Origin of the sequence: Streptomyces lateritius (assembly GCF_014649715.1) — a bacterium.
GTDB lineage: Bacteria > Actinomycetota > Actinomycetes > Streptomycetales > Streptomycetaceae > Streptomyces > Streptomyces lateritius.
On the sequence record NZ_BMTO01000011.1, the window covers coordinates 84,746 to 105,828 of the forward strand.

The following is a 21,083-nucleotide window of genomic DNA, read 5'->3' on the forward strand; positions in this document are numbered from 1 at the left end:
CGGACCTGCGGGCACCTCTTCAACTAGGCTCGCCCGTATGGAGATTCTCGGGACCACACTGCGTGTCTGCGTCGACGATCTCGATTCGGCGGTGGACTTCTACGAGCGGCTCACCGGCAGCCGCGCCCAGCGTTTCGAGCGGGGTGGGGTGGCGGTCGCCGCCGTCGGCTGCTTCCTGCTGATGAGTGGGCCGGAGGCGGAGCTGGAGATCCTGCGCAAGGTCGCCGCGACCATCTCCGTCCAGGACGTGGACGTGGCGTTCGCGGCGCTGACCGAGGCGGGCGCCAAGATCGTGGCCGGTCCGGTGCCGACTCCGGTGGGCCGCAATCTGATCGCGGTCCACCCGGACGGCTCCGTCTTCGAGTACGTCGACCTCCGCTCCTGAGCGCCCGATCTCCCCAGGCCCCGGACGCACGCTGAACTCGTCGGCTTGCGGCGGCGGTTGGCCGGTCAGGGCGGACCACACCTCGCTCTCCCCGCCCTCGGCGAAGAGGAGCCTGGCTTCGAGCAACCGCAACGCGCCGCGTGTCCGCGCCGCGCGGGGCGGCCGGGTCCGGGCGGCACGGTCGCCCGCAGCCGCTCGTTCTCGATCACTTCCGCGTCCGGGACGGCTACGGACGCGCTCGCGCCCGGAGCCGTCCCGGACGGGAGTCGGCAGCGCGGTGCGCAGAAGCCCGTACCCCAGCTGCCGGGCCATGGCGTGCGGCATGACGTGCGACATGGCCCACCGGTCGCGCGTGTCGACCCCGTGCGTCGACCGCGCGTGTCGCCGTGTCGCGCGTCCGCAGGGCGGGCAGCGGGTTGTCCGGGCCCGACGCGGCCGCCGACAGGGTCGGTACGGCACGTCGTGCGGTCTTCATGTCGACCGTGGAACACGCCGGACGCCGTACTGGCCAGGGCCGGTGACGGTCAGGGGGTTCTCGTGTGTCAGGCGGCGGCGAAGGCCGCCACGACGAGGTCCGTGAGCAGGGCCCCGGCGGTGCCTTCCGGGTCGAGATCTGGGTCGTAGATGGTGATGTTGAGCCCGGCGCAGCGCTCCGATCGCACCAACGGACGCAACAGTTCGGTCAGTTCGTCGGGCAGCAGCCCGTCGGGGTCGGGGCTGTCGACGGCGGGCATGACGGACGGGTCGAGGACGTCGGCGTCGAGGTGGACCCAGAAGCCGTCGAGAGCGGGGGTTCCGAGGCCGGCGACGGTGGCGGCGGCGATCTCGGCCGGTCCTCCCGCGCGCAGTTCGGAGACGGTGACGGTGGGGACCTTCAGGGCGCGCAGCTCGACGAGTTCGGGGTCGTCGTGGAAGGCGTCGCGGATGCCGAGGAGGCGGACGTCCTCGTCCCGCAGGTAGGGGCGTCGTCCCTCCAGGTCGGTGAGGTCGTCCTGGCCTCGGCCGGTGGCCAGGGCGAGTTCCTCGCCCCCGGCGGCCCCGACGCGGTCGGAGTTGCCGGGGTGACGGAAGTCCGGCGAGGCGTCGACGGCGGCGAGGCCGTAGCGGCCGATGCGGCGCAGGGCGAGGGAGGCGCCGAGCTGGATGGAGCAGTCGCCGCCGAGGACGAGGGGGAAGTCCCCGGCCCGTACGTGACGCTCGATCCGGTCGGCGAGGGCACGGGTGTAGGTCGCGAGGGCCGCCGCGTTGAAGACACCGTCGCCCTCCTGCCAGTCGCCCCTGTCGTAGCGGGGCGGGACGACGACGCCACCGTCCCGCGCGCCGAGCCGCTGGACGATCCGGTTCTCGCGCAGGGCGCCGGCGAGCTTGTAGCAGCCGGGGACGGTGCCCGGGGCGGGTGGGCGCAGCCCGAGATTGGAGGGGGCGTCGACGGTCACGATATTCCGCATGCGCGTCATCCTCGCCGCCGTAGTCTGGATCTTCAACGGTTGACGGGAGTACGGAGAGAGATGAGTACCCAGCACACCTACCGGGTGATCGTGCGCGGCGCGTTCGAAGACCTGTCGGAGGAGAGCCGGGCGCGGCTGCTCGCCGAGGTCGACGATCACGGGATGGCGGCGATGCGGTTCACGGCGGAGGGCTCGCTGGCCTACGACCGGACCCTGAAGCACTTCTCGTACCGTCTGGTCGTCCTCTCGGACGCGGCGGAGGGAGAGGAGATGGCGGCGGCGATCGCCGAGGACCGGGCGGAGACGGCGCTCGCCGCACTCGGCCACGGTCACGGCGAACTGAGGTCCACCGTGACGGACATGGACACGATGAAGATCAACTACAAGCGCTGAGCTGAGGCTTGCGCGCGGTTCGGCACCGGGCGGACCGGACGCGAGCCGGGCACCTCTCCCTGCTTCACCACACCGACCGTCGCGGCCGTACGGCCGTCGAGCGACACGCCCTCCGGCGGATGCTGCGTGCACACCCGCCGGCTCGGGGCCGCAGCACAGGCCGGTTGCTACCGCTCCCGTCATGGACGTCCATCCGCGTGCGGTGGTCGAGCGCCGTGAAGACGCGCCACGGCCCTCTGCCCGGGAAGCGGGGCATCGGCGGGGCGTCCACCGCGGCCGTGGCCTCGCCCGAGGTCCGGCCACGGCCGCGAGGGTGAGTACGGCGCCGGCGCCGAGGATCGCCGCCCGTCTCACGCGCACCGCCGGGCGGCCGCGACGGCGATCCGGCCGGGGGTGACGGCTCGGGCGGCCCGGGACGTGACCGCGCCCGCGTTCGTCGGCTCCTGGGAACTCATGGCCGGCGCTCTCCTCCGTCGCGCGCGGCCGCCGTACGCGACCGCCCCCGTGGGACCGGGATGGAGGGATCCTGTCCCACGGGGGCGGTGGAAGGGCCGTACGGGTGAGGGTGCGGGCGTCACCCGACGGGCCCGGTCGGTGGCCGGTCGGCAGGGGTCTCGCCGGTCCGGTCAGTGGTGGGCGATCACCAGCTGAGGCTCGTCCTCGGACGCGTCGGCATCGGCCGGCTCCGGGCGCTGGATGAGCAGGGCGGTGACGACACCGATGCCGAGCAGGGCGAGCGCCACGTACATGGCGTGCTGGTAGCCGGCCTCGGTCACGCCGCCCGCGTCGCTGCCAGCCGTGATCATCGCGGAGGCCAGGGCGATGCCGAGTGAGGCGCCGATGCCGAAGCAGGCTCCGTTGAGCCCGGAGAGCGAGCCCGGCTTGTCCTTCGGCGCGGTGGTGACGGCGAGGCCGTTGAGGCCGGTGAGCATGAAACCGCCGTACGTGACACCGAGCGCGGCCAGCGAGGCGACCAGGATCCACTCGCTGTGCAGGAAGAAGGTCGCGAAGAGGAAGATCGCGAAGTTGGCGACCGCGCCGGTGACGACGACCGTGCGCCAGCCGACCTTCGGGCCCAGGCGTCCTGTCAACGGCGCGGAGACGACGCCGATGAGCTGGATCGGGGTGAGGAAGAGGACGGCCGCGGTGACGGCGGAGAGGCCGAGGCCGACGCGCGCGTCCTGCGAGAAGAGCGGGATCGTGAGTGCGATGGCGCCGAAGGCGCCGCCCAGGGTGCAGATCGTGGTCAGGAGCAGAGGCCAGGCGCGGCGCGAGGCCAGGACGTCGATGTCGATGACCGGGTTGGCTGCACTCTTCTGCGAGACGACGAAGAAGACGAGCGAGGCGAGGCCGCCGAGGAGGAAGCCGAGGGTGAGGACGGAGGTCCAGCCCCAGGCGGCGCCCTGGGCGAGGCCGACGAGGACCCCGGTGAGGCCGAGCGCGAGGGCCCCGATGCCCCGGGAGTCGAAGCGGCCGTCGGTGGCGGTGGCCGGGACGTCGGGGACGTACTTCCGTACGCCGAGCAGACCCGCGACCGCGATCAGGGTGGAGCAGACGAAGATGCCGCGGAAGCCGATGGTGTCGGCGATCTGACCTCCGGCGATGGCGTCGATCCCCGCGAGGCCGCCGTTGACGGCGGTGATGATGCCCGCGGCCTTGCCGAAGGCGGCCGGGGTCAGCAGCTGGTTGAGGGTGAGGAAGGCGAGGGTGAACATCGCGGCCGAGATGCCCTGGAGAACGCGGCCGGCGATGAAGACCTCGATGTTCGGCGCGAAGACGCAGAGCAGGTTTCCGGCGATCAGCACGACGGCGCAGACGATCATCATCGGCTTGCGGCCGCGCTGGTCGCTGAGGCGGGCGAGCGTCACCTGGCCGATGGCCGCCATCAGGAAGAACAGCGTCTGCGAGAGACCGGCGGCGGCCGTGGTCGTGCCCAGGCGTTCGATGACATCCGGCAGTGCGGGGCTGAGCATCGTGGCATTGATCTGGTAGCCGAGGACGGCGAGGACCATCGCCAGGAGCATGGGCCCGCGGCCCGTGAGGTCGGATTTGGCTGACATATCGGCCCCTTTGCCTTGGATGTCATGTTCGTTGGGCACGCCACTCACCCCAGCCGCCTGGGCTTGTCAGACAAGTAGCGCCCAGACAGGCTGGACTCTACGCGCGTAAAACGTCAAGACCCCGGCCCTTGTGAATCCGGATACGCTTTGACCTGCCGACAAGTGAGGCGGAGGAGGGACAGTGGCAGTCAGCGGTCAGCAGCGCCGACCGGTCGTGGTGCTCTACGAGCGGATCGCGGACGCCATCCACGACGGCACCTATCCCCCCGGCTCGACCCTCCCCTCCGAGCCGAAGCTCGCCGGCGAGCTGGGCGTGAGCCGCCCCGCCCTGCGCGAGGCCCTGCTGCTCCTCCAGGAGGACGGACTGCTCTCGGTGCGACGCGGGGTCGGCCGGACCGTCAACGACCACCCGCCCCGGCGCGGTTTCGAGCACATCCAGCCCCTGGAGGAGCTGATCGGGACCGGCACGCCGCTGCGCGTCCGGGCCCTGCTCCGGGCGGTCGAGGAACCCACCGACTTCACCACCCAGCACCTGCTCGCGCCGGCCAGGGCGGAGCTGCGGTTCTGGGAGTCCCTGCTGGCCGGGGAGGGTACGGCGGCGGCGCTGAGCCAGGAGTGGGCGGCAGCGGACGACGTACTGGAGCGGGTGCACCCCGACTTCGCCCGGGCACTGCGCACGGTGGAGGCCGCGGAGCGCACCTCCATGCTGGCGGTGCTCGCCGGCGCCTCGCGCGGGGTGCCTCTGGGGGCGCACAGCAGTGTGACCGCGACCCTGGTCGGCCAGCGTCGCGGCGAGCAGCTCGGCCGCCCGGCCGACACCCCGGCTGTCCTGGTCACCCAGGTCGTGCGGGTCGGGGACACCCCGGTCCTGGCGGCCAAGCACATGCTGCCGACGGGCGCGCCGGCCCTTCCGGTGCTTCAGTCCAACTGATCGGCCCGGGCACCCTGTCGCCGCCGTCACAGCGGCGGTGGCCCACCGTGGCGTACACTTCCGCGCCATGCACTTGTCTGACAACCCCGCCGCCTCTGCCGCGCCCACCGTCGCCGACTGGATCCGCCGGGCCCCGAAGGCCGTTCTCCACGACCACCTCGACGGCGGGCTGCGCCCCGCGACGATCGTCGAGCTGGCGCGCGCGTGCGGCTACACCGCCCTGCCGACCGAGGACCCCGCCGAGCTCGCGGTCTGGTTCCGGGACGCCGCCGACTCCGGGTCGCTGGAGCGGTACCTGGAGACCTTCGCCCACACCTGCGCGGTGATGCAGACCCGCGAGGCGCTGCACCGGATCGCGGCCGAGTGTGCCGAGGACCTGGCGGCGGACGGGGTCGTCTACGCCGAGATCCGCTACGCCCCCGAACAGCACCTGGAGGGCGGGCTGACCCTCGACGAGGTCGTCGAGGCGGTGAACGACGGCTTCCGCGAGGGCGAGCGCCGCGCCGGCGGCCGGATCACCGTCCGTACCCTGCTCACCGGTATGCGCCACACCGACCGTTCCCTGGAGATCGCGCGGCTCACCGTCGCGCACCGGGACCAGGGCGTGGCGGGCTTCGACATCGCCGGCGGCGAGATAGGCAACCCGCCGGCCCGCCATCTGGCCGCCTTCCAGCACCTCAAGCAGCACAACTGCCACTTCACCATCCACGCCGGCGAGGCCGTCGGCGCGGAGTCGATCCACGAGGCCGTCCAGGTCTGCGGCACCGAGCGGATCGGTCACGGCGTGCGGATCACGGACGACATCGCCGAGGACGGCACGCTGGGCCGGCTCGCCTCGTACGTCCGCGACAACCGCATCGCCCTGGAGGTCTGCCCGACCTCCAACCTGCAGACGGGCGCGGCCAAGGACTACGCCTCGCACCCGATCGACGAGCTGCGCCGGCTCGGCTTCCGCATCACCCTCAACACGGACAACCGACTGGTCTCCGGCACCACCATGAGCGAGGAGTTCCAGCACATGGTGGACGCCTTCGGTTACGGCCCCGAGGTCTTCGAGGAGTTCACGGTCGCCGCGCTCGACGCCGCCTTCCTGCCGCTGCCGGAGCGTCAGCGGCTGATCGACGAGGTCGTCCGCCCGGGCTACGCGGCGCTCGCGGCCCGCTAGGCCGTGTCCGGAAAGTAGCGCCGTCTGCCCGCAGGGCAGGCCCGCGGCGTCCGGTGCGTTGGGATCGCAAGGCGGAGGGTCGCCCTCGTACGGGGCGTACTCGGGTGATCCCGACAACGCGGCGAGCGTCGGGCCAGGCGTCGCGTCCCAGGCGAAACTTCACGGACACGACCCAGGCCGCGGAGGGTCGAACGGGCGCGTCGACGAGCTCAAGCGGTGGCGTGGCCCGGCCGCCCGAGCCCGTTCTCGGGCGGCTCAGCCGTCTCGAGCCGGAGGAGGGTGAGGGCGGCGAGGCAGCGGTCTCCTCGGGTCACCACACGGGTCGGCCCCGACGGGCGAGAGGGGCCCTCTCCGAAGTCGGTAAGGGCCCCCTGGTGTTGCTCTACGGATGCCGTGCCGGTCAGCTCTCGGTGTTCGTCCGACGGCGGCGCCACCAGAGGAGCGCGCCACCTGCGGCGCCCGCGGCGGCGGTGCTTGCCGCCGATGAGGCCGACGACGCGGCGTGTCGCCTACGATGCCGGCCATGGCACGCTTCGAGGATCTCTGCCGCTCCCTGTGGGACACCAGTAGCGAGCACGCGGCCCAGCCGGCCCTGACCGGCCAGGCGATCGTGGACGCCCAGCGACTGCTGAACGTCACGCTCCCCAGTTCCCTGCTCGACCTCCTGCGTCACCAGAACGGAGGGGTGGTCGCAGACAGCCGGGATGCCTTCCCCACGGCTCAACCGACCTCCTGGAGTGCCGACCACGTTCCGTTCGACTTCGTGATGGGCATCGGCCACCGCGAGGACACTCTCTCCATCCTCGACACCCCGTACCTCGTCGAGGAGTGGGGACTGCCCACCGCGGTGGTACTCGTTTCAGCCAGCGCGCCGTGCTGGATCGGGCTCGACTACCGGGCCTGCGGCCGACACGGAGAACCCTCCGTGACCTGGTTCGACGCCGAACTCCGAACTGAACTGACACTCGCCCGGGACTTCCGGTCCTTCCTCGAAGGCCTCACCGCCGCCGAGGACTTCGCAAGCATGGACGCGGATCAGACGTCCGACTGAGCTGCTCACGACACAAGGTCTGCCTTGCCGAAGAGCATGGCCTCGGCTGTTCACGGAGGTCTGCGGGGGAAGCCGAGCAGGGCCCGGTCGGCGGCCGTGCACCGCCCGCAGCCTGTGAAACGCCACCCGGCCCCTCGACGGCCGCGGACCCCCGCCGGGGCGGGGGCCTGCGGTCGTCGGGCTCTCTGCTATGCCGGTACGAGCGGGCCGCGCGACGCCGCCGCGTCGAGCCGGGACGACCGGGGCGACCGGTCCGACCGGGGCGACCGGTCGAGCCTGGCCTCGATGACGGCTCGCACGGCCGGCCACTCCTCGTCGAGGATCGAGTAGAAGGCGGTGCTCCGCACGGCTCCGTCGAGACCTCGTGAATGGGCCCGGTGCACGCCGTCGCAGGCGGCACCCAGGCGCTCGATCGCGGCCCGCGAGCGCAGATTCCGGGCGTCGGCCCGCATCGAGACCCGCCGCACGCCCCACACCTCGAAGGCGTGCCGGAGCATCAGCAGCTTCGCCTCGGTGTTGATGCCGGTGCCCTGGGCGCCCGGCGCGAGCCAGGTGTTGCCGATCTCCGCCGCGTCCGGCACCGCCGTGGCGGGGTCGCCGTGGGGCACACCCGGCACGGCGGGCCAGACCAGCGGCCCCTGCCAGTAGTCGAGCTGAAGGAACCGGGTCGCGCCGACGACCCGCCCGTCGGCCGTGCTTACGACGGCGAAGGGGAGCGCCCGGCCCGCGCTCTGTTCGGCGAGGGCGCGTTCGATGTAGACCTGTGCCGTCTCCGGGCTGTGCGGGACGGGGGTGAACGCGTACGTCGTACGGTCCTGGGCACCTGCGGCGGCGATCGCGGCGGCGTGGTGCGGAGCGAGAGGCTCGAGCCGCACGGTGCGGCCGGTGAGCACAACGGGAAGCGGCACGGGGCCTTCGGTCTTTCTAGGAGGGGGGATGTGCCACGCACCGGCGATTCACGGTGCGAGAGGCGGAGGCACAGTCTCCGTCCCACCGGCCGCGAAATGGGAAAAGGACAGGTAAAGAACGGCGGACGGTCGCGTGAATCCACACCCCTGGCCTAACCCCCCTCCTGGTCGCCCGACCGACCCGCCCGCCTACCCCACCCGACCCCGGACGACCGGCAGCTCCAGCGTGCCCGTGTCCTCGGGGGCGCTCACGACGGTCACCGGCTTGACGCCCCGGTTGCCGGCGTACGCAGTGTCGCTCGCGGCGATCACGAACTCCAGCCGGTGGCCCGTCTCGTACCGGTGCACGATCCCGGGGAGTTCCACCGTGAAGGGCCGGGTCGCGTCCGGCACCCGCACCGGGGCGACGAGCCGGTTGACCAGGGTCTTCCTGCCGTCCGGCGCGATGTCGTACACCTTGGCGAAGAGCACCAGCTTGTCGGCGGCGTCGCCGGAGTCCTGGACGCGTTCGGTCTTCGGGGAGACGACCCTCAGCGTGGCCTTCGGGGAGCCGACGACGTCGGCGGGCGCGGTGAGCGGGGCGCTGGTCCAGCCGAGGTAGGTGCCGTGGGTGTCGTAGGGCTGCGGGTCGGGCAGTCCGATCATCCCGGCGAGCGAGGACTCCGAATGGCTGGTGGGCACCAGCCAGTTGCTGTACGAGCGAAAACCCCGGGCGACCTTGGCACGGTTGTCGACGAGCTTGCCGTCGCCGGAGAGGTAGAGCTTCTGACTGAAGGCGGGGACACGGTCGGCCGTGCCGTACCCGCTCCGCCAGGCGCGGTAGTAGGCGAACTCTGCTCCGGTGTCGGCGGACCGGTCGTCCCGGAGGTACCGGTCGAACCAGGCGAGGACGCGCTGCCCGACGTAACTCGTCTCCAGGTTCCCCTCCCCCAGGTTCAGTTCACCGGCCGCCGGGTCGCTGACGCCGCCGCTGTGCCCCCAGGACTGCCAGATCATCTTCGTGTCGACGCCCCGCGCCTGGAGCCTCTCGTAGGTGTCCCGCGCCTCGTTGAGGTTGAAGAGACTGTCGGACTGGCCCTGGACGATCAGCGTCGGTGCCTTGACCCGGTCGAGGTACGAGACCGGAGAGACGCTCCGGGCGAAGTCGAGCATCTTCTTCGTGCCGGCCTCCGGGTAGCGGCCGGAGTTGAGCAGCCGGACCGTGTCGCAGGCGTCGGTGACGAAGTGCAGGCAGCTCAGCGAGTTGATGCGGGTGGGGTCGAGGGAGGGAGCGAGGAGCGGCTGGCCCTCACCGATCAGGTAGAAGCCGTTGGCCCACTGCCACTTGAAGACGCCGGGGGTGGCGCGGTCGGCGCCGTTGGGGGCGAGGGAGTAGGCGAGGTCGTTCCAGGTGATGAGCGGGACGAGCGCGTCCAGCCGGGGATCGACGGAGGCGGTGGCGAGCTGGATGGCCCCGCCGTAGGAGCCGCCGATCATGCCGACGCGCGGGTCGGTCGCCCCGTCCTTGAGCACGAAGTCGGCGCGGGTGCCGTCGTCGGCGGCATGCGTGCCGGCCAGGAAGTCGACGAGCCGCGTGGCGGCCTGTCCGTCGATGCGTGGATCGTCAAGGGAGATCAGGCAGCCGGACGCGCCGAAGCCGAGGCCGGAGTAGACGAGTCCGACGTACCCCCGGGCGGCGAAGGCCTTGCCGATGGCGTCGGTGGACCCGTCCTTCTTGCCGCCGCCGAAGCCGTTGGTGGCGAGGACGGCGGGCGCCGGGTGAGCGGCGTCCACCCCGGCGGGCCGGTAGAGGTCCGCGTCGACGGTGCAGGTCCGGCCGCCCGCCTGGACGGTGAAGCTCAGCGGGGTGACGGTGTACGAACCGGCCTCGGTGGCGGTCGCCGGTGCGGCGAACGTGAGGGGCAGGGCGACCGCCGTGCCGGCCGCCAGGGCGCGGGCCTTGCGGGATCGGAGCAGGGCGCGGGACGCGGACACGGACACGGGGGCCTCCACACTGAGGATTACCGACTGGTAAGTACCGAGCCGCGCCCATGGTGTGACACGTGTCATAACCGCGTCAACACGCGGGGCAGCGCTTGCTGACGGAGATTCAGTGAAGGCCGGCCGGTGCAGCTGTTGCATGACGGCCGGTCAGCTCAGACCAGGGCCGGGACGTCGAGCGTCAGCGTCCCCGACTCCGTGTCCAGCGTCCCGGGCAGCCCCAGCGGCACGGTCAGCGCCGTCGCGCTGTGACCGAACCCCATCTCCTCCACGACGGGGACCCCGAGGCCGCCCAGCCGGTCGGCAAGCACCGCCCGCACCTCCTCGTAGGGTCCGCACTCCTCCCACGACCCCAGTCCGATGCCCGCGACCCCGTCCAGCCGGCCGGAGCGCAGCAGCTGGGTGAGGATCCGGTCCAGGCGGTACGGCTCCTCCCCCACGTCCTCCAGGAGCAGCAGGCCGCCGCGGGCCGAGGGCCGGCCGTTCGGGGTGGCGAGGTCGGCCGCGAGGACGCTGACGCAGCCGCCGAGGGTGACGCCGTGTGCCCGTCCGGGGACCAGGGTCCGCGCGGTGTCCAGGCCGATGGTCCGCACCGATTCTGGCTCGAAGAGGGTCGCCCGCAGCGATTCCTGGGTGCGGGCGTCCTTGAGGAAGGTCCCGGCCGCCACCATCGGGCCGTGCAGGGTGGCGAGGCCCGCGCGGACGGCGAACGCCTCGTGCAGCGCGGTGACGTCGCTGTAGCCGACGAACACCTTGGGGCCGGCCGCCCGTATCGCCGCCCAGTCGACCAGATCCACCATCCGCTGGACGCCGTAGCCTCCTCGCGCGCAGATCACCGCGGCGACGGACGGATCGCACCAGGCCTCCTGGAGGTCCCGGGCGCGGGCCCGGTCCGTGCCCGCCAGGTACCTCAGCTCCGAGTGGGTGTCGAGGACATGGGGGGCGACCACCGGCTCCAGGTGCCAGCCGCGCAGTATGTCGAGCCCGGCCGCGAGGCGCTCCTCGGGTACGGGTCCGCTGGGCGCGACGACGGCGACCCTGGCGCCGGGGCGTAGCCGGGCCGGCCGGGCGAGCGGAGCCACCGCAGTCGGCGGGGTCACCGGCGTCGAGGTCGCCGGGGGCACGGACGCCGCCGGGGTCTCCGTCATTTCCTCAGCTCCAGGAGCGGAACGTCGGGCCGTTCGATACCGAAGGCCTGTGCGTACAGGGACAGTTCCGCCTCCAGCGCGCGGATCATCGTGTCGGCGCGCCGGAAACCGTGGCTCTCGCCCTCGAAGGCGATGTAGGCGTGCGGGACTCCCCGCCCCGCCATCCGCGCGACGAACCGCTCGGCCTGCGCCGGCGGACAGATCACGTCGTCGAGCCCTTGGAGCAGCAGGAAGGGAGCGGAGATCCGCTCGACGTGCTGCAGGGGCGAGCGCTCCCGGTAGCGGGCGGGCACCTCGGCGAGCGGCCCGACCAGCGACTCCAGGTAACGGGACTCGAAGTCGTGGGTCTCGTCGGTGGCCCAGCCCAGCAGGTCGAGGATGGGGTAGATGATCGTGCCGCAGGCGTAGACGTCGGTGGTGACGAGGGAGGCGGCGGCGGTCCAGCCGCCCGCGCTGCCGCCCCGGATCGCCAGGCGGGCCGGGTCGGCGGTGCCCTCGGTGGCGAGCGCCTCGGCGACGGCCGCGCAGTCCTCCACGTCGACCACGCCCCACTGCTCGCGGAGCCGCTCGCGGTACTCCCGCCCGTATCCGGTGGAGCCGCCGTAGTTGACCTCGGCGACCCCGATCCCCCGGGAGGTGAAGTAGGCGATCTCCAGGTCGAGGACGAGCGGGGCGTGCCCGGTCGGGCCGCCGTGCGCCCACACCACGTAGGGCGGCAGCTCCGCGGCGGGGGCGATCCGGTCGGGGCTGTGCGGCGGGTAGACGTGGGCGTGGATCTCGCGGTCGTCGGGTCCGGTGAAGGTGCGGATCTGGGGTTCGGGGTAGTACGACGGGTCGACCGGGTCGTCGTGGGCCGAGCCGATGACCCGGGCCCGGCCGGTACGGGTGTCCAGTTCCACGACCTCGTAGGCGCTGCGCGGGCTCGCGGCCACCCCGATGACGCGGGTGCCGTGCCCGGCGAGGGTGGACGCCCATTCGGTCCAGGGGCCCGCCGTGTCCACGAGTTCGCCGCTCTCCGGGTCGAGTATGCCGAGCGCGGTGGCTCCCCTGCCATGGATGACGGCGATCAGGCCGTTCTCCAGCGGGTGGAACCAGCTCAGACCGATCTTCCACAGCGGTCCGCCGAACTCCTCGGCACGAGGGCAGAGCGCGACCGGTGCGCGGTCGTCGCCGGCGGTGTCACCGGCGGTGTCGGCGTCGACCTCGACGTCCGACCGGTAGAGATTCCACCAGCCGCCGCGGTCGCTGACGTACAGCAGCCGGCCGTCGGCGCTCCAGCCGACCTGCGGCACCGACTCCTCGGGGCCGCCCGCGACGGGACGGGCGTCCCGGAGGACCCCCTCGGGAGTGACGTCGGCGACCAGCACCTCCGTACCGTCCCAGGGCATCCGCGGGTGGTCCCAGCCGATCCAGGCGGCCCGGCGGCCGTCCGGGGAGAGCCGCGGGCCGGTGACGAACCGGTGCCGCCCCTCGGCGAGTTCCCGTACGGCGGAGCGGTCCTCGGCGGCCGATCCGTCCAGGGGGACCGCAGCGAGAACCCGGCGTACGTCCGTGGGGGCGGGCCCGGTGAACTCCTCCAGGACGCACCAGACCTCGCCCCGGTCGAGATGGATGACCGGATCGGCCCAGCGCAGTCCGCCTCCGACGGCCGAGACGGGGGTGAGCGGCCGGGGCGCGGCCGCGGGTCCGCCCGGGGCGGCGTCGGGTTCGTACGCGTACAGCCGCTGGTCGGGGAAGTGGCTGAAGACGATCAGGGGGCCGTCGGCCTCCCGTGCGTGACCGGCCCAGGGCTGTCCGCCGTACTCGACGACGCGGCTGCGGACGTTCCAGGGGGTGGGGAGCGGCGACTCCTCGGTGCCGTCGGCGCGCCGGCGCACCAGGGCGCGCCGGCCGCCCTCGCTGGGGCGTGGGGCGGTCCACCACACCTCGTCGCCGACGACGCCGACGTATTCGGGGCGCCCGTCGTGCGAGGCGGCGAGTGCTGCGTCGATGGGGGAAGGCCAGGTGCCGTAGGCGGCCGTGGGGACCATCTCGACTCCTTTACGCGGACCGCAGGTAGTGGTCGAGGACGCGGACACCGAAGTGCAGGGCGTCGACGGGGACGCGCTCGTCGACGCCGTGGAAGAGCGCTCCGTAGTCCAGGTCCGGGGGCAGCTTCAGCGGGGAGAAGCCGTAGCCGGTGATGCCGAGCCGCGAGAACTGCTTGGCGTCGGTGCCGCCGGACATGGAGAAGGGGACGACGTGCCCGTCGGGGTCGAAGTGCTCGACGGCGGCACGGAGTTTGGCGAACGTCGGCGAGTCGACCGGGGCCTGCAGCGGGACCTCGCGGTGGTGGAACTCCCACTCCACGTCCGGTCCGGTGAGCAGGTCCATCGTCTCGACGAACTCCTCCTCGCCGCCCGGCAGCATGCGGCCGTCGACGTACGCGACGGCATGGCCCGGGATGACGTTCACCTTGTAACCGGCTTCCATCATGGTCGGGTTGGCGCTGTTGCGTACGGTCGGCTCGACCAGGGCGGCGGCCGGGCCGAGCTTCTCCAGGAGCACGTCGGCGTCGAAGCCGTCCGCCGTCACATCGGTCTCGATGCCGTACAGCGCGGCCAGTTCGGTGAGGGCCGCCCGTACGGTCGGGGTGAGACGGACCGGCCAGGGGTGCGCGCCGATGCGGGCGACCGCCGCGGCGAGCCGGGTGACGGCGTTGGCGGTGTTCACCTTGGAGCCGTGCCCCGCCCTGCCGTGGGCGGTGAGCTTGACCCAGGCGGTGCCGCGCTCGCCTGCGGCGATCGGGTAGAGGGTCATGCCGGGGTGCGGGTGGAAGCTGAAGGCCCCCGATTCGCTGATGCCTTCGGTGCAGCCCTCGAAGAGGCTCGGGTGGTGGTCGGCGAGGAAGCCCGAGCCGTCCTCGGCGCTGGCCTCCTCGTCGGCGGTGTAGGCGAGGACGATGTCCCGGCGCGGCCGGATGCCCTGGCGGGCCCAGGAACGGACGACGGCGAGCACCATCGCGTCCATGTTCTTCATGTCGACGGCGCCGCGCCCCCAGACGACTCCGTCGCGGACCTCGCCGGAGAAGGGGTGGAGGGACCAGTCGGCGGTCTCGGCCGGGACGACGTCCAGGTGGCCGTGGACGAGCAGGGCGTCGGCGGTGGGGTCGGTCCCCGCGATGCGGGCCACCACGTTGGTGCGACCCCGGGTCCGCTCGAGCAGCGCCGGTTCCAGCCCGGCGGCGGCCAGGCGTTCGGCGACGTACTCGGCCGCGGGGCGCTCGAAGCAGTCACCGCCGCCCTTGTTGGTGGTGTCGATCCGGATCAGCTCGGAGGTGAAGGTCACCACCTCGTCGAGCGCCGTGGCGTCTGGGCCATGGACCGGCTCAGCCATACTGTTCCTCCACCGCTGCGGAGACGATCGTGGTGACCGCCTTGAACGTGCGAATGCCCTCGTACATCGTCTCGCTGGTGTACGCGACCCGGCGTTCACCGCTGCGCGCCACCCCGGGCACCACCGTCGCGGCGGCCGCCAGGTGCTCGGCGTCGAACTCCAGCTCCACCGTGAACGGCCCGCCCCGCACCGGCTCGTGCCGTACGGCGAGGGCCGCCGCCGCCCTCGCCGCGTCCCGGATCTCGGCCGCCGTACGACGCGGGGTCCGGCAGACCGCCGCGTACCGCGAGACGTGGTCCTTCACCGCGACCTTGCGCGCCTCGGGCGCGTAACCGAGGGCGTCCTCGCAGGTCAGATCGTCACCGGTGACCAGCACCACCGGCACGCCGTACTCCGCGACCACATGGGCGTTGAGCAGCCCCTCGCTCGCGCGCTCCCCGTTGAGCCAGACACCGGTGATGGAGTTGGCGAGGTAGGTGTGCGCGAGCACCCCCTCGGCCCCGGCACCGGTGTGGTACCCGACGAAGGCGATGCCGTCGACGTCGCCGTGCTGCACGCCCTCGACCATGGAGAGCGACTTGTGACGCCCGGTCAGCATCTCGGCCCGCTCGTCGAGCTGTTCGAGCAGCAGGTTCCGCATGGTCCAGTGCGCCTCGTTGATCAGCACGTCGTCGGCGCCGCCTTCGAAGAACCCGAGGACGGCCGCATTCACGTCCGAGGTGAACATGGACCTGCACCGCTCCCACTGCGGAGTCCCGGGCAGCACGTCGGCGGGCCAGGTGACGCCGGTGGCGCCTTCCATGTCGGCGCTGATCAGGATCTTCACGGCTCTCCCAGTTCCCCGAGGTCGGTCGGGCCTTCTGGGCAGAGCCGCTCGAAGGCACCGGCCAGAGCATCCTTGCTCATGGGCCGCCCCTTGTCACCGGTGGACACGTCCTCACCGGGACGGCGAGGACGTGTCCACCGGTGGTCCGGCGTTCCGTCAGTCCTCGTCGCCGAGCCGCAGGTCGCATTCGGTGCGGCCGCCGCCCGCGAGCCGGAGGACGGTAGCGACCGGGGGTAGCCGGCCGCGATCACCGTGTACCCGCCCGAGGACGGGTCCACGAAGCGGAAGGTGCCGTCCGGTCCCGTCGTCAGCGTGTCGACGACGTGGCCCGCCGCGTCGAGAAGGGTGACCCGGGCGTCCTCGACCGGGCGGCCGCCGCCGGCGCGGACCGTCCCGCGCAGCACGACGCCGCCTGTGCGTCCGATGTCCTGCCGGGTTTCGCGGGAGGAGTGGACGCTCAACGAGCCGGACCCTGTGGGGGTCGAAGCGCCGGGTCCGTGGCGGGCGGCGGTTCGTGGCCGGAGGGCGGGTCGCCCGCGACGAGCGGCACGTCGTCCTTCGCCGGCGTGATCGCACCCCCGTGCCGCTCCCCTCGTCACGGCGTCGGCACCGCGCCGTTCTTCGCATCGGGTGCGAAGCGGGAACAAGTCGGGCGGCGCGGAGCGCCGATGGCGCGCCAGGTCGCGAACGCCCCGTGCCGGGTGTGCCGGGTGGCGCTTGGCGCGCTCATCATCCGCGTTTGCGAGAGCGCCCGCGCCCCCTCGGCGCGCGGGGCGCTCTCGTGGGGGTCGCGGGGAAACCACTCGAATCGGTGAGCGGGGCTCACCGGGGAGGTTACTTCTCGACCTCGGCGGCCAGGTTGGCGAGGAGGGCGTCGTAGATGCGGCCGAGACCCTTGGGCGCGAAGGTCTTCTCGAAGAAGCCGCCGATGCCGCCGGCGCCGTTCCAGACGGTGCTGACGACAGCCCTGGACTTCCCCTCGCCGGCGGGCGTGACGGTCCAGGTGGTGACCATCGAGGAGTTGCGGTCCTTCTCGACGAGTTCACCGTCGGTGGGCTCGGTGACCTCCAGGAGGCAGTCGCGGACGCGCTTGCTGGTGGCCTGGAGCTTCCAGTGGACGAGGGTGCCCTCGCCGTCGCCACCCTCGCGCACCTCGTACTCGCTGAAGTGCTCCGGCAGCAGCTTCGCGCGGGTGCCGCTGTAGTCGGCCAGAGCGTCGAACACCGTCTCCGCGTCCGCCGCGATGATCCGCTCCGTCGTGGCCTCGACCTGCGCCATGGCACTTCCTCCAGCTTGGTTCCTCGGGGGTGTGGGACCAGCCAACCATCTGGGCCCGGCCCTCCCAAATCCGGGTCGCAGCGATCAAGGGAACATGTGTTCTATTCTGTCGACACGGCTCAGGCCACCGCAGCCACCGAGGAGGCGTCCATGCGCTGGGACCATCTGGGCGACGACCCCGTCGCCCCCGCAGACACCGCCCTGTTCGGTACGGACGCGGTCACCACCCGGACCTTCGACACCCCGGAGTTCCGCGGGATCACCTTCCACGAGGTGCGGGCGCGGTCCATCGTGAACCGGGTGCCGGGCGCCTCGCGCATGCCGTTCGAATGGACGGTCAATCCGTACCGCGGCTGCACGCACGCGTGCGTCTACTGCTTCGCCCGCAAGACCCACGGCTATCTGGACCTCGACACCGGCCTCGGCTTCGACTCCCAGATCGTCGTGAAGATCAACGCCCCGGAGCTGCTGCGTGGACACCTCGCCTCCCGCCGCTGGCAGGGCGCGCACATCGCCATGGGGACCAACGTCGACTGCTACCAGCGCGCCGAGGGCCGCTACCAACTGATGCCGGGGATCATCTCCGCGCTGAGCGACCACGCCAACCCCTTCTCCATCCTCACGAAGGGCACCCTGATCCTCCGGGACCTGGACCTGCTCGTACGGGCGGCCGAGCTGACCGAGGTCGGCATCTCCGTCTCCGTCGGTTTCACCGACCAGGAGCTGTGGCGCACGCTCGAGCCGGGCACGCCCTCCCCCCAGCGCCGCCTGGACGTCGTCAGGACACTCGGCGAGCACGGCATCGGGTGCGGGGTGCTGATGGCCCCGGTCGTCCCGTTCCTCGGCGACCGGCCCGAGCAGCTGCGCGAGACGGTCCGCGCCGTCGCCGAGGCGGGGGCGACCTCCGTGACCCCGCTCGTACTGCATCTGCGGCCCGGCGCGCGGGAGTGGTTCATGGCCTGGTTGCGGCGGCACCACCCGCAGCTGGTGGGGCGGTACGAGCGGATGTACGCGGACGGGGCGTACGCGCCGACCTGGTACCAGCGCCGGATCACCCGTCAGGTGCACGAGCTGGCGGCCGAGTTCGGGATCGGGCCCGGCCGGCGGGGAGCGGGCCGGACACCCGTACCGGAAGGGCCCGCGCAACCCGAGCCGACCCAGCTCACCCTCCTCTGATCGGGTGAGCTCTCGGCGGAACGCGTCCTTCCGCACGGTCTTGCGGGCACGGACGCCCTATGAACCCACGCGCAGGAACGCTGATCGCCACTGGGGCCCTGATCGCCGGGACGGTCACCGTCCTGCCCGCGTCCGCCGAGCCCCGCCCCGAACCGACCGCCCGCCCGATCGCCCCGCTCGTCTGGACGGGCTGCGCCACACCGGCGTATCCGAAGCTCCAGTGCGCCACGCTCCAGGTGCCGCTGAACCACGACGATCCGGCCGGCCGGTCGATCACGCTCGCGCTGACCCGGGTCGCCCACACGGCGAAGGAGTCGCAGGGACCGCTGCTCGTCAACCCGGGCGGGCCGGGCGGCAGCGGGCGGCTGATGGCCGGGTTCGTGGCCGGCGCGCTGCCCGCCAGGGTGGCGGCGCGGTACGACGTGATCGGCTTCGACCCGCGGGGCGTGGGCAGGAGCGAGCCCGCCCTCGACTGCAGACCCGGCCACTTCGACCCGGTGCGGCACGACTCGGTGCCGAGCGGCGCGGAGGGCGAGCGCCGGGGCGTCGAGCGGGCGCGGGCCTTCGCGGAGGCGTGCGGAAAGAAGCACGGCGACGTCCTGCCGTACATCGACACGGTCAGCGCGGCCCGTGACATGGACGCGATCCGCGCGGCGCTCGGCGCGCCCCGGCTGAACTACCTGGGGTACTCCTACGGCACCTACCTCGGCGCCGTGTACGCCCGGCTGCACCCGGAGCGGGTCGGCCGGTTCGCCCTCGACTCCGTGGTCAATCCGCAGGGCGTCTGGTACGAGGACAACATCGCGCAGGACTACGCGTTCGACACCCGGCACAAGGACTTCATGGCGTGGGTGGCCCGCCAGGACGCGACGTACCGGCTGGGCACGGACCCGGCCGAGGTCGAGGCCGCGTGGTACCGGATGCGGGACGCGGTGCGCGAGAGCCCGGCCGGCGGGAAGGTCGGCCCCGGCGAGCTGGAGGACACCTTCCTGCCGGGCGGGTACTACGACGGGTACTGGCCGAAGCTGGCCGCGGCGTTCGCGGCGTACGTCAACGACAAGGACCCGGCGCCGCTGACGAAGGCGTACGAGGACCACGCGGCGGCCGACGCCGTGGCCGACAACAGCTACTCGGTCTACACGAGCGTGCAGTGCCGGGACGCGAACTGGCCGCGGGACTGGAACGTCTGGCGCAAGGACAACTGGGACGTACACGCCAAGGCGCCCTTCTCCACCTGGAACAACGCCTGGTACAACGCTCCCTGCGCGTTCTGGCCGGTGGACTCGCTCACCCCGCCCGACGTCACGAACGACAAGGTGCCGCCGGTGCTCATCGTCCAGGCGACGGACGACGCGGCGACCCCGTACGAAGGGGGCGTGGCGCTGCACCGGATGGTGCGCGGCTCCAGCCTCGTGGTCGAGGAGGGCGGTGGCAACCACGGCGTGACGCTGAGCGGCAACGACTGTCTGGACGAGCACCTGACGGCCTATCTCGACACGGGGGTCGTGCCGCGCGGTGACGGCACCTCGGAGGCGGACGCGGTCTGCGCGGCGCTCCCGGAGCCGAAGCCGGTGGCGCCGCCGAAGGCCCGCACCGGCGCCGCGGTGCTGCACGGCCTGCTGGGCCAGGGCGGCTGAGGGGGCGGGCCGGCCGCGGGCGGCGGGCGACTGAGGGGTGGGCGGCTGAGGGGTGGGTGCCGACCGCGTTGTCAGTGGCGTACGGGAGGATGTCGGGCATGAGTACGCATCTCACCCACCTGTCCGCACCCGAAGGGGTCGCCCCGAGCCCCCAGTACAGCCACGTCGTCTGGGGCACGGGCCGGTTCGTCGCGATATCCGGTCAGTGCTCCCTCGACGCCTCGGGCGCGGTCGTGGGTGAGGGCGATCCCGGGATGCAGGCCCGTCAGATCTTCTGGAACCTGCGCCGCTGCCTGGCCGCGGCGGGCGCCGGTTTCGGGGACGTGGTGAAGCTGACGTACTTCGTCACCGACGTCGCGCACCTCCCGGCGGTGCGGGAGGCCCGGGACGAGGCCTTCGGCTCGGCTCCGCTCCCGGCGAGCTCGGCCGTGCAGGTCTCGGCGCTGGTCCGCCCGGAGCTGCTGCTCGAGATCGAGGCGTACGCACTCGTCCCGGAGGCTTCCTGAGGGGTGGCTTGTGGATCTCGCCGGACTCGCGCCGCCTGGCACGCACGCTCACTGATCCGGCCTGAGCCACAAGACACCGCCTAGCCAGACCGCCCCGCCGTCGGGCCCTGGAGCCGGGCGAGGGCCTGAGCGGCCGCCTCGCCGAGGCGGGGGTGGGGCAGGGCGGCCTCCAGGGCCGGCCGGGCGCGCGGGTCGCCGAGCGCGCCGAGGCCCTCCACGCAGGCCAGGCCGACCCGCCAGTGCGGGTCGGTGCGCGCGAGGCGCCGTTCGAGGACGGTGATCAGCGCGGGCACGGACTCGGGCGCGCGCAGGTCGGCAAGAAGCCGAACCGGCAACAGGGCGTATCCGACGCGGAGTTCGTTGGTGGCGAGTGCGGCGGCGGCCCGCGCGGTGCGGGGGTCGCCGAGCCGCAGGAGCGCGTAGGCGGCGGAGACGCAGCGCTCCGGGTCACGGTGGTTGAGGAGCAGGACCAGGGTCTCGAAGGCGCGGGGGTCACCGGCGAGGCCGAGCCGGAAGGCGGCGATCTCGCGCGCCCAGAGGGGCTGCCCGGGGGCGGCCAGCACGCGGACGAACTCCTCGGGGGCGTCGGCGACGACGAGTTCTTCGAGTTCCCGGATGGATTTCCGATCGGCTTCCGAGTCGTTTTGGATCTCGTCCCGCAATCGATCGATCATCGAGCAGAATTCAGGGTTCTGAGCGATATCCATGGCGGTCAGCGTATCCGCGATCCAGATCACATTTTCCGAACTCCCCGGGACTGGCGCGCTCGTTACCCGCCGGTTAATCTCAGGTGAGCGGGTCACCCCCGCACCCTCG

The 21,083-nt window shown here is 72.5% G+C and carries 18 protein-coding genes and 1 pseudogene; 8 read left to right on the forward strand and 11 right to left on the reverse strand.

Going from position 1 to position 21,083, the window contains the following annotated elements; translation table 11 throughout:
- Positions 1–37: 37 nt before the first annotated feature.
- Complete coding sequence (locus tag IE136_RS22855; RefSeq protein ID WP_158992091.1) at positions 38–385, forward strand: VOC family protein; 348 nt, start codon at positions 38–40, stop codon at positions 383–385.
- Between the two features lie 542 nt (positions 386–927).
- Here the strand turns inward: IE136_RS22855 and IE136_RS22860 are convergent.
- Complete coding sequence (locus IE136_RS22860) at positions 928–1,833, reverse strand: arginase family protein (RefSeq protein WP_158992089.1); 906 nt, start codon at positions 1,831–1,833, stop codon at positions 928–930.
- 60 nt (positions 1,834–1,893) lie between these two features.
- Between IE136_RS22860 and IE136_RS22865 the strand changes: the two genes are divergently transcribed.
- Positions 1,894–2,226 carry a DUF6204 family protein gene (locus tag IE136_RS22865; RefSeq protein ID WP_158992087.1) on the forward strand — a complete coding sequence of 111 codons (333 nt, stop codon included), beginning with the start codon at positions 1,894–1,896 and terminating at the stop codon, positions 2,224–2,226.
- A 626-nt stretch (positions 2,227–2,852) separates the two neighbouring features.
- Here IE136_RS22865 and IE136_RS22870 read toward each other — a convergent pair.
- Complete coding sequence (locus IE136_RS22870; protein ID WP_158992085.1) at positions 2,853–4,286, reverse strand: MFS transporter; 1,434 nt, start codon at positions 4,284–4,286, stop codon at positions 2,853–2,855.
- Between the two features lie 181 nt (positions 4,287–4,467).
- Here IE136_RS22870 and IE136_RS22875 point away from each other — a divergent pair, with 181 nt between their 5' ends.
- The 3 genes from IE136_RS22875 (at position 4,468) to IE136_RS22885 (ending at position 7,433) form a co-directional block, all read left to right on the forward strand.
- On the forward strand, positions 4,468–5,217 hold the full coding sequence (locus IE136_RS22875) for a GntR family transcriptional regulator (RefSeq protein WP_189601263.1): 750 nt from the start codon (positions 4,468–4,470) through the stop codon (positions 5,215–5,217).
- 67 nt (positions 5,218–5,284) lie between these two features.
- The gene (locus IE136_RS22880; protein ID WP_158992083.1) at positions 5,285–6,382 is read left to right on the forward strand and encodes an adenosine deaminase; all 1,098 of its coding nucleotides are present in this window, start codon (positions 5,285–5,287) and stop codon (positions 6,380–6,382) included.
- A 523-nt stretch (positions 6,383–6,905) separates the two neighbouring features.
- Positions 6,906–7,433 (forward strand): SMI1/KNR4 family protein, encoded by a 528-nt coding sequence (locus IE136_RS22885; protein WP_198422522.1) that lies wholly within the window; start codon positions 6,906–6,908, stop codon positions 7,431–7,433.
- A 188-nt stretch (positions 7,434–7,621) separates the two neighbouring features.
- On the opposite strand, the gene IE136_RS22890 is transcribed toward IE136_RS22885, so the two are convergent.
- The 8 genes and pseudogenes from IE136_RS22890 to IE136_RS22925 form a co-directional block, all read right to left on the reverse strand.
- Positions 7,622–8,341 carry a GNAT family N-acetyltransferase gene (locus IE136_RS22890; RefSeq protein WP_189601264.1) on the reverse strand — a complete coding sequence of 240 codons (720 nt, stop codon included), beginning with the start codon at positions 8,339–8,341 and terminating at the stop codon, positions 7,622–7,624.
- A gap of 189 nt (positions 8,342–8,530) precedes the next feature.
- On the reverse strand, positions 8,531–10,321 hold the full coding sequence (locus tag IE136_RS22895) for a CocE/NonD family hydrolase (protein WP_229819053.1): 1,791 nt from the start codon (positions 10,319–10,321) through the stop codon (positions 8,531–8,533).
- A 155-nt stretch (positions 10,322–10,476) separates the two neighbouring features.
- Positions 10,477–11,469, reverse strand: a complete 993-nt coding sequence (locus IE136_RS22900; RefSeq protein ID WP_189601266.1) for a S66 peptidase family protein — start codon at positions 11,467–11,469, stop codon at positions 10,477–10,479.
- Positions 11,466–13,499: a S9 family peptidase gene (locus IE136_RS22905; RefSeq protein WP_189601267.1), complete on the reverse strand. Its 2,034-nt coding sequence runs from the start codon at positions 13,497–13,499 to the stop codon at positions 11,466–11,468. Before IE136_RS22905 ends, IE136_RS22900 begins: the two co-directional genes overlap by 4 nt.
- A 10-nt stretch (positions 13,500–13,509) precedes the next feature.
- Positions 13,510–14,844 carry a M20/M25/M40 family metallo-hydrolase gene (locus IE136_RS22910; RefSeq protein ID WP_189601268.1) on the reverse strand — a complete coding sequence of 445 codons (1,335 nt, stop codon included), beginning with the start codon at positions 14,842–14,844 and terminating at the stop codon, positions 13,510–13,512.
- Positions 14,837–15,670, reverse strand: coding sequence for a M55 family metallopeptidase (locus tag IE136_RS22915; protein WP_158992073.1), 834 nt, complete (start codon positions 15,668–15,670; stop codon positions 14,837–14,839). Before IE136_RS22915 ends, IE136_RS22910 begins: the two co-directional genes overlap by 8 nt.
- A gap of 156 nt (positions 15,671–15,826) precedes the next feature.
- Positions 15,827–16,128 (reverse strand): annotated as a pseudogene (locus IE136_RS22920) (carboxypeptidase-like regulatory domain-containing protein); the annotation flags it as partial.
- A 376-nt stretch (positions 16,129–16,504) separates the two neighbouring features.
- Positions 16,505–16,948, reverse strand: a complete 444-nt coding sequence (locus IE136_RS22925; protein ID WP_158992071.1) for an SRPBCC family protein — start codon at positions 16,946–16,948, stop codon at positions 16,505–16,507.
- Between the two features lie 150 nt (positions 16,949–17,098).
- Between IE136_RS22925 and IE136_RS22930 the strand changes: the two genes are divergently transcribed.
- From IE136_RS22930 to IE136_RS22940, 3 genes are all read left to right on the forward strand, one after another.
- Positions 17,099–18,124 carry an Rv2578c family radical SAM protein gene (locus IE136_RS22930; protein WP_189601269.1) on the forward strand — a complete coding sequence of 342 codons (1,026 nt, stop codon included), beginning with the start codon at positions 17,099–17,101 and terminating at the stop codon, positions 18,122–18,124.
- Between the two features lie 59 nt (positions 18,125–18,183).
- A complete protein-coding gene (locus IE136_RS22935) occupies positions 18,184–19,761 on the forward strand; it encodes an alpha/beta hydrolase (protein WP_189601270.1) in 1,578 nt (525 codons plus the stop codon).
- A gap of 98 nt (positions 19,762–19,859) precedes the next feature.
- On the forward strand, positions 19,860–20,267 hold the full coding sequence (locus IE136_RS22940; protein ID WP_158992065.1) for a RidA family protein: 408 nt from the start codon (positions 19,860–19,862) through the stop codon (positions 20,265–20,267).
- 80 nt (positions 20,268–20,347) lie between these two features.
- On the opposite strand, the gene IE136_RS22945 is transcribed toward IE136_RS22940, so the two are convergent.
- Positions 20,348–20,974, reverse strand: a complete 627-nt coding sequence (locus IE136_RS22945) for a HEAT repeat domain-containing protein (protein ID WP_158992063.1) — start codon at positions 20,972–20,974, stop codon at positions 20,348–20,350.
- Positions 20,975–21,083 lie beyond the last annotated feature (109 nt).